The sequence below is a fragment of the Sediminibacterium sp. FW305-C-269 genome (assembly GCF_058231045.1).
Window position 1 is genome coordinate 566,640 of the sequence record NZ_JBIQXQ010000001.1, and the last position, 13,820, is coordinate 580,459.

Here is a 13,820-nt window from a genome sequence, read left to right on the forward strand (position 1 = left end):
AGCAACAGGAAGGCATTCTCTTCTGCAAAGAGTTGGCTCTTCAATTGAGTGCTTTGTAATACTAAACGAAGGGTCCCCGTTCGGGAGACCCTGCGGGGAAGATAGAACAGCAACAGGAAGGCATTCTCTTCTGCAAAGAGTTGGCTCTTCAATTGAGTGCTTTGTAATACTAAACGAAGGGTCCCCTTCGGGAGACCCTGCGGGGAAGATAGAACAGCAACAGAGGGCATTCTCTTCTGCAAAGAGTTGGCTCTTCAATTGAGTGCTTTGTAATACTAACCGAAGGGTCCCCTTCGGGGAAGGGAAACTAAGTAAGATCAATATTCCCTTCTCTGACAAGTCCCTATCATCTCAGACCACGCCTTCTCTGTTTGGTATGACGACCGATCCCAAAATTCTTTGATTGATTATCAGTTGTTTCGGATCCCTGCTTTCTCCTGTTCATGAAATAGGGCGTTTTTCCCGGTGGCGGAGTGACGGTTTTGGGGTAGATTGGTCTTTACCGGCCGGTATTTTGCCGGTAGTATCGACACCTATCCGTTGAACCTAAACCATTACATGATGAGAACAAACAGGTGGCTGTTGATCCTGGTCCTTTGCCTGTTGGCCTTACCGGATGCAAGAGCACAATCCTATCCCGACCTGCAGGAATTGACCGGGTATTCCATCAAAGCCTATTATAGTCCCGGTAACGCGGAACGGGCGAAGATCATTGTTGGCCGTTGCGAAAAGACCATCGACTATGTGAAAGGCCTCGTGGGTTTTACACCAAAAGTCAGTGTGTTCATCCTGAACCCGGAGCACTGGAAAAAATATGCCAGTTTCCCTGTGTACGGAATGCCCCATTACCCGGACAAGGAGCGGTTGTTCGTTGCCGCTGAGGACAATGCATTCTGGAAAAGTTTCATTCCCCCGCTCGATCAACTTTCGCCTGATATGGCGGCCAAAGTAAAAACCGCCTACAGGACCCCCGACGGCAACCTGAGCATGATGGCTTTCTTTGACCTGCTGGCATTACACGAACTGGGCCATGCTTTTCACCAGCAGGGAGGTTTGACCATGCAACGGCTCTGGATGCAGGAACTGTTCTGCAACATCATGCTGCATACCTATATAGCCGAAAAGGAACCCGCCAATTTAGCGGCACTGGAAACCTTCCCCGAAATGGTGGTGGCTGGCGGATCAGCCGGTTACGAGTTCACCACCCTGGCCGGCTTTGAAAAAAAATATGACCGGATGGACCCGAAGAACTACGGATGGTTCCAATGCCGGCTCCACGTGGCAGGCAAACAGATCTACAACGCCGGCGGGCCAACCACCTTCATACAACTTTGGAAAGGGCTAAAGCAACACAAAGAGAAAATGACCGATGAAGCTTTTGCTTCGTTCCTGGAGGAACAGGTGAGCAAAGAAGTTGCAAAGGTTCAAACAGAGTGGTGATAGGTTTCTTTCTCAGAGGGCTTGGATCTTTCATTGAGTGTTTTGTAATACTAACCGAAGGGTCCCCCGTTGGGGAGACCCTTCGGAGAAGGAGAGATCACGATCAGATCAGTATTGGATTCCATTTCCAGGTTCAGCAGCCCCGCTGCCTGATAGGTTCATTGCTCCGAAGAGATGACTCTTTCATTGAGTGCTTCCTTTAGCAGCAGCACAGTTCTATTCGGATTTATACGGCCGGCTCAGTATCTTACACAAACAAACAGCCCGACATGAAAACAGCAGTCCTGAGTTTGCTTCTGCTTTCCTGCACCAGCCTGATGGCACAGGAAACCGAAACCGCCGATAAAAAAGCAGTGATCAACATCGTCAATCAATTTTTTAAAGCCCTCGAAAAAAAAGATACGGCCCTGTACAGCAGCCTGGTAATACGCAATGCGCAGATCTGGGTTTCGCGCAAACGCAACGATAGTTTACAAACCCCCATGCGCAGTTTTGCAGAAGACATGGAAAAACTACCCCATTTCAAAGAAACCCTTTACGAAAAAGCATTTGGGTATGAGGTAAACATACACCACAATATTGCCGTGGTATGGGCCCCGTATAGTTTTCACCTCAATACCAGTTTGTCGCACTGCGGCATTGATGTATTTACTTTACTGAACACCGCAACGGGCTGGAAAATAGTGAGTACCGTATACACCGTAGAACCCGGCGGTTGTGCAGAAATGCCCAAAACCCGCAACAGCCCTCTGCAGTAATGAACATCACCGCTTGTAGAACCACCCTGTTACCCAAACTTTAACCATCCCTACATGCGCATAGCAATAAGTATGAGCCATACAATGCTGCCAATAAAACACCCGTTGCTTCGGGTTTGCTGACTGAGGTCAGGCTGTTTCCGTTGGTAAACAGGCAGAAATGATCGTTGTAAAATTGTGTGTGAAAGATCCCGGGTATGTCCGCAAGTTCCGGGTTGTGCCGCCAACCATTTGCACCGAGTTTTGTAATACAATTATTCCGGATGTTGACACACGGGCTATTGAACGCCGCTGCCATACGTAGCCTGATCCGTCAAAAAAAGATCTGTTATGCGGGCAACCGGCGTCTGCGGATCTACGGAACTTTGCACTGCACCTCGGGAAAAAGGATGCGACCGGAAAACCGGGTCTTCTTTGCCAGTGAGCAGGAAGCGATGGACAAGGGCTACCGGCCCTGCGGTCATTGCCTGCGGGCGGCCTATCAAAAATGGAAACATGGACCTGTTCAGTAACGAAAACACCAACCTGCTGCCGCATGACGGCATTGTGCTGTATTACGGAAAACTGCTTTCGAAGACCAGTGCAGATGATTACCTGCACCAATTGCTGAACGGCATAGAATGGAAGAATGATGAGGCCCTGATCTTCGGCAAACGCATCATCACCAAACGCAAAGTGGCCTGGTATGGCGATCGCGACTTTTCCTACACCTATTCCAACACCACCAAAAAAGCCCTGCCCTGGACCGATACTTTACTGGCCCTGAAACAACTGGTGGAAGAAAAAACGGGTGAGACCTACAACTCCTGCCTGCTCAACCTCTACCATACCGGCGAAGAAGGCATGGCCTGGCACAGCGATGCGGAAAAAGACCTGAAAAAAGACGGTGCCATCGGCTCCCTGAGTTTTGGCGCCGAGCGCAAATTCTCATTCAAACACAAGACCACTGGTGACACCGTATCACTTACGCTGGAGTATGGCAGTTTACTGGTAATGAAGGGAACCACCCAAACCTATTGGCTGCACCGCTTACCGCCTACACAGCGCACACGGTTACCCCGCGTGAACCTTACGTTCCGGACCATCGTGGAAACAGGTGTGCAATGAGTTTTCGGGTATTCCTCAAAGCGCTTCTATCTGCTGCATCACCCGTGCTACAATCCTGTCGCAATACACCAGGTTGAATTCAAACAGCTCGCTGGCTGAGTAGGTCTTCTCTATCTCGCGGCGCAACATCGTCTTGGCCCGGTTCACCCGCACCTTTACATTGGCCTCACTGATCTGTAACAGGCTGGCCGTTTCTGCCACGGGCAGTCCGCTGATCTCGCGCAGCGAAAATGCCATGCGGTAATCATGCGGCATTTTGCCGAGGGCGTTCTCGATGATATGTCCCAATTCACGGTTTTGAACCATCTTTTCAGTATCAGTGTCTGCGTTGGTAAATAGGGGCTGGGCCTGGTCGTTCAGTTCCTGCATGATCTCGTTGGTAAAACTGGCTTTGTTTTTTTTCCGGTAACAGTTGTTCAGCATGATGCGGATGAGCCAGGTCCTGAATTCCGAACGTCCCTCGAACTGTGACAGATTTTTATACGCGTCCACAAAGGTCTCCTGAATGAGGTCCTGCGTGTCTTCGTGGTGGTAATTGTACGATCGGCCCACTTTATACAGGTAGGGATTGAAGCGCCTGACGATGATCTCATAGAGTGCTTTCTCTCCGTTCAGGATGCGCCTGATGATCTCAGTTTCGGTAAGTGGTTCAGACAGGCTCATGGTTCAAGCAATGATTTTAGCGATCCTGGCCATAGAGAATGCAGCTACCGCCATCACAAGATCCCGCACGGCCACATCCACATATTTGAGGCCCGGCAGCAGGGTCAGTGCGATAAGGGTGAGCCAGGCGGCCACGATATATCCGCCAATTTCCGGTTTTTTCAGCACAATGATACCCGCAGCGATCTCAATGACCCCCACGATCATCATGAACACCGAAGCGGAGAAGGGTAACAGGCTGGCGATACCGGGATTCACGTATTGATCCCAATGGGTGAGCAGGTTCGTGAACTTATCGGCCCCCGCCACGATGGGAATAATGCCGAAGGTGAACTTGAGCAGGTTGAATACCTGTGTGAGGGAGGGGTTCTTGATAGTAGTTTCCATGTTGTTGGTTTTGTGGTTACTACTGATTAGAGTCTATGAATGCCGAAAAGGTTACAAACCGTTCAAGCACCCGGAATATCCGGACAATACTTTCCCGGAAATTCTTACACAGGCATAAATACAAAGACCCGGCAGCTGTGCCACCGGGTCTCTGGATAGGATAATAGGTTAAGTCAGTTCTTAGTAACCGGGATTCTGGTACATCTTCACCGGGTCCAGCTTGAATTCATTATACGGTATCGGGAAATAATAATCCTTGGTGGTAAAATTGTTCAAAGGTGAATTATCATAGTTGGCCTGGCTCTTGGACTTGAAGAACGTGACCAGTTCATCCGGTTTGAAAAAACGGGTAAGGTCATGCCAGCGATGATGTTCAAAAGCCAGTTCTATCCTTCGTTCATGCAGTATGGCCAGCTTTAACGTAGGATATTTGGTTGCATACGACAGATCGGTCATCATTACCGCGTACAACGGACGGGATGCACGGGCCCGTACCATATCCAGGTAAAGGATCGCATTGGCCGTTTCATTGAGATACATACTTACCTCTGCCAGGTTCAGGATCACATCCGCATAACGTATGAGGATCCAGTCGTTGCCGCCATAACCCAGTGTACCCGCCGTAGCAGAGTTGTCACGGAACTTGGAGATATAATACCCGTTGTTGGCCGCTACATAACGGATCGAAAAATTCGTACGCACATCGCCGGTCTCGAACTCATTCAGGAGGTCTTTGGTAAACAAAGCGCCTGCACCCTGTGATGGGAATTGGGAGATATAGCCAACATCGCCCTTTGCCTGGTTGTTCCTGGCCAATGCGGATGAATAGTTGGGATCTCCCTGTTTGTACACGATCTGCCAGATGATCTCTGGGTTGGTCGCTTTCTTGTTCACATCGAACACATCGGTGAACGGGATATCTGAGAGATTGTTGAAGGTCTTCTGGTTATAACAGGCCAACAGGTAGGTCTTTGCCTGGTTAAGGTATTCGGCAGAGGGCGTGCTGCTGAGCGTGGTGGCCATGGTCAGGTATACCTTACCCAAAGTGGCATTGATCGCCTGCAGGGATACCCTGCCCTTATTGGCTGCATTGTGCACCACCGGTAAACCGCTGGCCAGCGCATCTTTCAGGTCTTTTACGATCTGGTCATAAACCACTTCCTTTTTGGCACGGAACGTTAATGCTGCGGCCTGATCGGCAGAAGTCAGTCGCTCCGTTACCAACGGCACGTCCCCGAACTCCCTTACGAGCTGGAAATACAGGAAGGCACGCAGGAACTTAAGTTCTCCGATATTTTGTGCACGGGTAGCTTCATTGGCGAAGGGTATATCCTGGATCACAGACAGGATCAGGTTTGCCCGGGTGATAGGCACATACAAAGCAGACCAGTGCGACTGGAGATAACTGTTGCTCGGTACCAGTGAGAACGCGGTGAACTGAAAGGGTTCCCCATTGTTTGACTGGTTATCGGTGGTGTTGATATCATCGGCCCTGTCATCTGTCCAGAGCGATGCTCCTTCGCCAACACAGTTGGAACTTCTCAACGCCTGGTACACACCGTATACACCTGTAGTGATATCTGTTTCTGTTTTATAGGCAGCATCTACCGGAACGGCATTGGGGTTAGCCTGCTCCACGAATGTTTTGCTGCAGCCGGTGGCCACTGCGAACATAAGGCAGGCGATCCCGGTCTTGATTATCTTATTCATACGAATCTGTTTCATGATTGGATGGTTAGAATTGAACTTTGATACCTGCATTGAAAGAACGCACGAGCGGATATTTACCATAATCAACACCCGGAGTCAGGTTGGCACCGTTATTGAAATCCACTTCCGGATTATAACCCAGGTATTTGGTGATGGTGAACACATTGTCTACCGATACATACACCCGAAGCGCGTTGATACCTACCTTTTTCAGGTAACTGATCTGTGAAAGGTTGGCGCCCAGTGTCAGATTGGTACAGCGGAAGAAAGATCCGTCCTGCAAATAATAATCAGACAAACGCGTACTGTTACTTTGTGTACCTCCGCGTGATGCCCTGTACTCCTTACCATTGCCCGGATTGGCCTCACTCCTGTATCGCTGATCCACCACGGCATACTGGTTACCCGAACCCTCCATGTTGCGGATATAATAATCCTGTCCGTCAATGACCTGGTTACCCTGTGAACCATTGAAGGAGGCACTGAAGTCAAACTGTTTGTACGTCATGTTCAGACCAAAACCATAGGTGTATTTCGCATAGGGGGTACCGATGATATCCTTGTCTGCATCGGTGATGACGCCATCGCCATTCTTATCTACAAAATACAGGTCGCCGGGGCTTAAAGGAGTGGTCGAATAAGAAGAGATGGGGAATGCCTGCATCTTATAGCCTGCAGGGAATTTATTGCCATTGGCCTTATACACGGCCAGGTCTGCATTTACACCCGCCATATCTTTTTCACGCACCATACCGGCTACCCTCAATCCGTAGAACGAACCGATCGGATCACCTTCACGTGTTACGTGTGTGATATAACTTCTTTCCGCACCGTTCGTCTGTATCTCACTGGCACCGCCCAGGCTCACCACTTTGTTACGGTTGGCCATGATGTTACCGCTGATGTTCAGGCTGAAGTCCTTTGTCTGCAGCACCCTTGCATCTACCTGCAGGTCAAAACCTTTGTTGCTCAGGTTGGAATTACGCAGGTTGGTAAGGATAGAAGTGGCGCCGCTGATGGCAGATATGCTCTTATTGTATAAAAGGTCATTGGTCTTACTGGTATAATAGTTCAGCATGATGGATACACGGTTCGACAACAATGTGGCATCCAGTCCGAAATTATACTGCTCGGTGGATTCCCAACCCAGTTTCGCATCTGTTGTACCACCTGCCCAGGTTGCGTTGTACACGGTATTTCCAATCACCACACCGCCCGAACCTGACAGGTCCTGCTGGTAGCGATAGTTACCTATATTGTTGTTTCCGGTAAGACCCCAGCTGGCACGTAAACGGAGTGTTGAATTTTTTCCTAACCAGTTAGTGTAGAAACGCTCGTTGGAAATGGTCCAGCCGGTAGATACCGAACCAAAACGGCCCCAGCGGTTCTCCGGTCCAAAACGTGAGGAAGCGTCTGCACGGAACGAACCCGTAACAAAATACCGGTTGTCGTAATTGTACACCACCCTTCCCAGGTAAGATACCAGGGTAGTGGTAGACTTTCCGGTATTACCCTGCCGGTTAAAATCTCCTGCCACTGAACCGCCCGCACTGATCTCTGGTACCAGGTCGTTGGTATAGTTCTTGGCGGTAACGGCCAGTATATCCGTTTTGGTTTCCTGTGCTGTATAACCGGCAAGCAGGGCCACATTGTGTTTGTTGAACTTTCTTTTATAATCCAGCGTGAACTCGGCAAGACCATCCTGTGTGCTCAGTGTCTGCGCAGCAGCGTTCGCCGCCAGGATGGATTGGGGTGAACCCGGAGGGTTGACACCGCTGGACAGATTGGTTGGATAATAATACTCGTATTTTTCATTGTAGGTACTACCGCCGATATTGGCTTTGGCCACCAGGTTTTTGATGATCTCATAGGCAACCGTCGCATTATAAGTGGCACGCAGACCCTTTCTCCTGATATTCACACGCTGTGCCAGCGCCAGCGGATTCTCGATACCCTGGAAAGAATAGGCGAACCCATCTGTCTGTGCGCTGGAACCCTTGTCGGAGGTCATTAGTGTTCCATCAGGATTGTATACCGGGAATATGGGCATATACACCAGAGCTCCCAGGATAGGACCCTGGTTGAACCTTCCTTCCTGTACTTCCCTTCCGTCTGTGTTGGTGACAAATACGTTAGCCGAAGCTTTCAGTTTACTGGAAACATCCGCATCAATATTCGCCCTGAAGTTGATCCTTCTCTGGAAGGTGCTGTTAAGGATACCGGGCTGATCAAGATAACCGCCGCTGATAAAATAACGTGTATTGTTGGTACCGCCAGAGAACGAAAGGTTATGACGCTGTACCGCTACCTTGCCATACAGCGCATCCTGCCAGTCTGTATTATACTTGGGCGCCTTTTTGGTTTGCGTAGTGAAATCATACAGGTCGGCAAGGATACATACCGAACAGCCTGTTGCCGTTTGACCTGCCTTTATGATACGTGTGGCATTGTTATCTGAATAGAAAGCATCGTTCCAGGTAACGCCTTTTGAGATCAGCACATCCTTGTAATTCAGGTTTCTGCCATCTACAAACAGGTCCACGAATTGTGTTGCATTGAGCATGTCCACTTTTTTTGCAAGGCCCTGGCTGCTGATCTGCATATCGTATTCCAGTTTGCCCGTGCCCTGTTTACCCCTCTTGGTAGTGATCAACACCACGCCCGAAGCGGCACGTGAGCCATAGATAGCTGCCGCAGCCGCATCTTTCAGGATCTCGATGGATTCGATATCGCCTGGGTTGATAAAGATATCGTTGCCACCCAGCGCAGGGTTATAACCCCCTGTACCATTACCACCATTGCCCTGTCCCTGGCTGGCATTACCGCCCATTGCATAGCCGTCGATCACATACAAAGGTTCAGAACTTGCATTTACCGAACCGATACCGCGCACCCGGATCTTGGTGCTGGAATAAGGTGCACCACTCACCTGGGAGATCTGCACACCTGCCACTTTACCCACCAGGGCCTGTCCCAGCGTAGGTACGGAAAGGTTCATCTCCTTGGCTTTCACGCTGGCGATGGTTCCGGTGATATCAGATTTCCGTAAACGCTGGTAACCCACCGCTACCACTTCTTCCAGCGTATTCACGTCTTCCTGCAGGGAAAGGCTTACGGTTGTATTGTCACCCACGGTGATCTCTTTTGTCAGATAGCCAGTATAGGAAAACACCAGCACGCTGCCCTTAGCGGCCGCTATGGAATAACTGCCCGCATTGTTACTTACTGTTACGCGGGAGGTCCCTTTCACCTGTACAGTGACACCTGCCATGGGCTGGTTCTTAGTACCGCTAACAACACCTGTTACCTGGCCTGTTGTTTGTGCCTGTAGCAACGTACCTGTCGCAAGCATGCATAACTGAATGGCGAGAACTGCCATCAGTTGTAAAATCTTCCTGTTCTTTTTCATTGTGTGTTTTTTCAGTTGCTTGTTTGATTTACCAGTTTATCTGCATCCTATTCACGTTGTTCCTCCTTGACGAAGAAACCCCGATGCCTTTATTGAGCGATCCTGTGAATGTGAATCCTTCAAGTTCATCCGCCCTTTCGTTGATATCTACCACGCGCACCACTTCTTCCTTACCGGATGCGATGGACCTGTCGAGATCCACATACGTAAAGCGCCACTTTCTTCCCTCTACCTGATTCTGGATAAGTACCAGCTGTTTTTTCTCCGGTATCCATAACAGGTTCTGCACCCAGGGAGAACAGCTGAACTTTTTCACCAGCACTCCTTTGTCACTTGTCTTTTTGGCTTTGGCCAGTGCTACCGGATCATACAGTCTCACTTCATTTGCTTTTCCGCCATAATCTGCGGTGGCCACATACCATTTATTCTGATACTGCACATATTCCGGTCTTGTTCCCTGGATACAGGTATCATCATCGATCGTGCTGACCAGGTTGCCATCCAGCGTACGCGTTTGCTGCAAGCCCTCCCAGTTCACCTGGTAGATCACTGCTTTCCATAAACTGCCTTCTGCATTAAGCCGTACGCTGTTACCGATGAAGACCGGCAGGTCACCCTGCACAGCCATACCGGTAGGGTGATTGATCACATCCTGACCGGCAACGGTCAGCCTGATCTCGCGGTTCAGGTATTGGAGGCTGTCTCCCGACTCCTTATACTCCCTGATCACACCGATCTCGCGGTCGCCATAGAGGAATATCCTTCCGTTCTGATAAGAAACCCCCTGGCAGGCGCCCAGGGAATCGATGGACTGACTTTGGGTGATCTCCATTCCCTTTTGCTGTTGCAGGAAGGAAAAAGAAAGCAGTGCAGCCGGTATCAGAAGAAGCCAAAATTGTTTTTGTTGGATCATTACCGTGTTTTAAGGATCCATCGGTTCTGTAGGATCGATATGCAATGCCTCGATCAGTGCAAAGAATTCGATCTCTGTTTCACTGAGTCGCTGGCCATTTCTATATGGTGCCATATCCAGCTCTTTGCGGCAACGTTCTATGAGTGTGGTACCAATCATGGCGCTTTGTCCACGCGTGGTACAGGTGATACCTGGTTTATTGAACGGTATTCCATAACGGAACATCAGGCGGGCCGCATTGCGCATATTGGTGGTGGTATGCCTGGCATGCGGGTCTATGATGATGGCCGAGGCAGGAACGCCCAGCTTGTCAATCAGGAATTGTTTCATCTCTGTCGCCTCGCAGTACCTGGTCTTGTAGGGGTGCACTTTACCGCCCGATACCATGATGAATGGGGCCAGGCCTTTCTGATACTGCAGTGCAGCAAGACGACAGCGCAGCATGCCTTCCGCACTTAATGGCATTTTGGGATCGTCCGGACCGGCGCCGGGAACCAGTATGACCGAGTATTTATAGTTGTCCCAATGAATGGTCTTGATCTTGTTCACTGCCACCTTGTTCTCTCCCGCAGCCATCGGCTCAAAATCGGCAGCCTGGTCTCTTTCGTTGATCTCAAGGAACTGCAACGCCGCCATCATGGGAGCCTGGTAAAACAAGGAAGTATCGCTTACCTGAATGGAAAGCAATGAAGTGGTGTTATAGAGAAGGCTCGTATAACCAGGGTGGTAGGTACTGGTATCCCTTGGATTGCGCGTGGCAAAGCTGATGGAATCGATAAGCGGGTAATTGGCTTTTTTGCCCTCGCCATATACACCAATGCAGAAATTGATCCCCATGGCATCCTGCTCCCATGCTTTCACCAGCATCTCTTTTGCAGACAGGTGTTGGAACAAGATATAACAGCCCGAAGGGATCAGATGTTGTTTCACCAGCCGGTCCAGTTCATTGCCCGGTTGGTATAATTCAGCAAGCCTGTTGCTGATGGCATGGATCTCTTCCTGGCTGAACTTGAGGCGGGAAGTATAACACAAAGCATCGCGGTTGCAATACTTCAGCGCATTTTTGATAGAATCTGCTTTTTGCCTGGCAATAGCATTGAGGACAAGGTCCTTTTTCAGCAAATTCCTTACAGGGGCCAATGATTCGAACAGAGTAAGCAGGTAATAATTCTTGCTCTGCACATAATTCTTTCCGGCGATCAGCTGGTAGTCTTTACTGGGGCCGGCAGCCTGTGAAAAGCTGTTGCTGCTGATCAGTAACAAAAAAAATAAAACAGCAACAACGTGGAATGAACGTTTTTGGGGGTAGTTCATAAGCAGTTTTGAAGTGCAATACTCGCCCCCCCGTTTTATGTAAATGTTAACAAGATGCTTGTTAACGAATTATTCATTTTGCGTTCACAGTAAAATAATGATTTGATAATCACCTCCCCGTCATCCTTTCAATATGCTCCGGGTAGCGTGCACCCATGATCTCGATGCTGTTAGCAGCCTCATGGATCCTGCGCAATTCATCATCGCTGAGGTTGATGAATGCGGCGGCATTGTTTTCGGTGAGGCGGTGCAGTTTGGTGGTTCCGGGTATGGGAACGATCCATGGTTTCTGTGCCAGCAGCCAGGCCAGCGCTATCTGTGCGGGTGTGGCATTTTTTTCAGCAGCCACTTTTGTCAGCAGGTCTACTAAAGACTGGTTGGCCTTCAGCGCTTCCGGCGTGAACCTTGGCAGGATCTTACGGAAATCGGTGCTGTCGAATTCGGTGTTGGCGTTCATAGCTCCGGTAAGGAATCCTTTGCCCAGCGGACTAAACGGCACAAATCCGATACCCAGTTCTTCCAGCGTGGGAAGGATCTCTGCTTCGGGGTTACGCGTCCACAAAGAGTATTCGCTTTGTAATGCGGCTACAGGCTGTACCGCATGTGCGCGACGAATGGTAGCCGCTCCGGCTTCTGAGAGGCCGAAATGTTTCACTTTACCCTCGCGTATCAGGTCCTGAACGGCACCCGCCACCTCTTCAATAGGCACTTCCGGGTCTACGCGGTGCTGGTAAAACAGGTCGATGGCTTCTATCTTCAGTCTTTTCAGCGATGCTTCTGCCACGGCTTTGATATGTTCGGGTCTGCTGTCGAGCAGCGACCAGCGGGTGCTGTCTGTGGGCGATGCCTTAAAACCGAATTTGGTGGCGATCACCACTTCGTTGCGGAAAGGCGCCAGCGCTTGGCCCACCAGTTCTTCATTGGTGAAGGGACCATACACTTCGGCCGTATCAAAAAAATTGACGCCTTGCTCCACCGCTTTGCGGATCAGGCTGATCATTTCGTTCTTATCCGCGGGAGCGCCATAACCAAAACTCATTCCCATACAACCCAGTCCGATGGCGGATACGGTCAAACCGCTTTTGCCCAATTGGCAGGCAGGCATTGTTTTATTCATGGTGTCTGTATTTTATCTGCTATTCAAAATTAAGCAGGTTCCATTGTGATAACTGACCCGATTCAAACAGATCCTTACAAAGATCAAACCTTCCTGAACTGAAGCGGACTCAGTGCCGCATGTTTCTTGAAGAAATTATTGAAGTGTGTGGCTTCTGTAAAACCCAGCGCATAGGCGATCTCGGCAACGCTCCAGTTGCTCTGTTTGAGCAGGATCTTGGCTTCCTGCAACACACGCTCTGCGATCAATTGCGTGGTGGTCTTCTGGGTGATCTCTTTAACGGCCCTGTTCAGGTGGTTCACATGTACATGCAACTGCGCGGCATAATCGGATGCACTGCGCAGGTTCACCTGTTTGTGGTTATCGTCAATGGGAAACTGCCGCTCCAGCAATTCGAGAAAGAGGGTGGCGATCCTTTGCGAGGCGTTGATGGGCTGTTTGTCCAGCTTCTCCGATGGCTGCATCTTCAGCGCAAAATGGATCAGCTCCAGTACGATCGTGCGCAGCACATCATACTTATGTACGTATTCTGAGTTGATCTCTTCAAAAATGCGCTGGTAAAATACGGTTACCTGGTTCAGCTGCTCATCGGTTAGTTCGAATATATGCGTGCCCCCCGGCTGGAATAGCGAGTACTGGTTCAGATTACCAAACTGGTGAAAAAAATGCTGGTTAAAGATGCAATAGACGCCGCTGCGGATCCTGTCCAGGTGTTCCCATTTATACGGTATCTGCGGATTGGAGAAAGAGAGCGCCTGTTTCTGCACTTCCACCACCTTATCGGCATAATGCACTTTGCTGTTGCCGATCACCAGCATGATCTTGTAGTAGTCACGGCGTTTGTAAGGAATGGTGGTGGGTTTGCCCTCTACCAGCGGCTCCAGTTTGAACACGTTGAAGTGGCCGAGTTCGTTGCGGATATTATCCGGCATCCAGTCGAACTTGCGGCGGTAAAACTCCTCTATCGTTTCCACTTGGTTCATTGTATACAAATTACTGCAG

The 13,820-nt window shown here is 49.7% G+C and carries 12 protein-coding genes; 4 read left to right on the top strand and 8 right to left on the bottom strand.

Features of this window, described 5'->3' with window-relative positions:
• Window positions 1-558 precede the first annotated feature (558 nt).
• From ACH3Y6_RS02465 to ACH3Y6_RS02480, 4 genes are all read left to right on the top strand, one after another.
• Window positions 559-1,440 carry a hypothetical protein gene (locus ACH3Y6_RS02465; protein ID WP_490833985.1) on the top strand — a complete coding sequence of 294 codons (882 nt, stop codon included), beginning with the start codon at window positions 559-561 and terminating at the stop codon, window positions 1,438-1,440.
• Between the two features lie 269 nt (window positions 1,441-1,709).
• Window positions 1,710-2,198 (top strand): nuclear transport factor 2 family protein, encoded by a 489-nt coding sequence (locus ACH3Y6_RS02470; protein WP_490833986.1) that lies wholly within the window; start codon window positions 1,710-1,712, stop codon window positions 2,196-2,198.
• Between the two features lie 263 nt (window positions 2,199-2,461).
• On the top strand, window positions 2,462-2,710 hold the full coding sequence (locus tag ACH3Y6_RS02475; protein WP_490833987.1) for an Ada metal-binding domain-containing protein: 249 nt from the start codon (window positions 2,462-2,464) through the stop codon (window positions 2,708-2,710).
• Complete coding sequence (locus ACH3Y6_RS02480; RefSeq protein ID WP_490833988.1) at window positions 2,694-3,305, top strand: alpha-ketoglutarate-dependent dioxygenase AlkB family protein; 612 nt, start codon at window positions 2,694-2,696, stop codon at window positions 3,303-3,305. The genes ACH3Y6_RS02475 and ACH3Y6_RS02480 overlap by 17 nt, the downstream gene beginning before the upstream one ends.
• A gap of 15 nt (window positions 3,306-3,320) precedes the next feature.
• On the opposite strand, the gene ACH3Y6_RS02485 is transcribed toward ACH3Y6_RS02480, so the two are convergent.
• From ACH3Y6_RS02485 to ACH3Y6_RS02520, 8 genes are all read right to left on the bottom strand, one after another.
• Entirely contained in the window at window positions 3,321-3,968 is a 648-nt protein-coding gene (locus ACH3Y6_RS02485; protein WP_490833989.1) for a sigma-70 family RNA polymerase sigma factor, read from the bottom strand.
• Between the two features lie 3 nt (window positions 3,969-3,971).
• On the bottom strand, window positions 3,972-4,355 hold the full coding sequence (locus tag ACH3Y6_RS02490) for a hypothetical protein (RefSeq protein WP_490833990.1): 384 nt from the start codon (window positions 4,353-4,355) through the stop codon (window positions 3,972-3,974).
• Between the two features lie 180 nt (window positions 4,356-4,535).
• Window positions 4,536-6,065, bottom strand: coding sequence for a RagB/SusD family nutrient uptake outer membrane protein (locus ACH3Y6_RS02495; protein ID WP_490833991.1), 1,530 nt, complete (start codon window positions 6,063-6,065; stop codon window positions 4,536-4,538).
• Window positions 6,066-6,090: 25 nt separating this feature from the next.
• Window positions 6,091-9,474, bottom strand: a complete 3,384-nt coding sequence (locus ACH3Y6_RS02500; RefSeq protein WP_490833992.1) for a SusC/RagA family TonB-linked outer membrane protein — start codon at window positions 9,472-9,474, stop codon at window positions 6,091-6,093.
• 28 nt (window positions 9,475-9,502) lie between these two features.
• On the bottom strand, window positions 9,503-10,387 hold the full coding sequence (locus ACH3Y6_RS02505) for a hypothetical protein (RefSeq protein WP_490833993.1): 885 nt from the start codon (window positions 10,385-10,387) through the stop codon (window positions 9,503-9,505).
• Between the two features lie 9 nt (window positions 10,388-10,396).
• On the bottom strand, window positions 10,397-11,701 hold the full coding sequence (locus ACH3Y6_RS02510) for a YdcF family protein (protein ID WP_490833994.1): 1,305 nt from the start codon (window positions 11,699-11,701) through the stop codon (window positions 10,397-10,399).
• A 109-nt stretch (window positions 11,702-11,810) separates the two neighbouring features.
• Window positions 11,811-12,818 (bottom strand): aldo/keto reductase, encoded by a 1,008-nt coding sequence (locus ACH3Y6_RS02515; RefSeq protein WP_490833995.1) that lies wholly within the window; start codon window positions 12,816-12,818, stop codon window positions 11,811-11,813.
• Between the two features lie 83 nt (window positions 12,819-12,901).
• Window positions 12,902-13,801, bottom strand: a complete 900-nt coding sequence (locus ACH3Y6_RS02520) for a helix-turn-helix domain-containing protein (protein WP_490833996.1) — start codon at window positions 13,799-13,801, stop codon at window positions 12,902-12,904.
• Window positions 13,802-13,820: the final 19 nt, after the last annotated feature.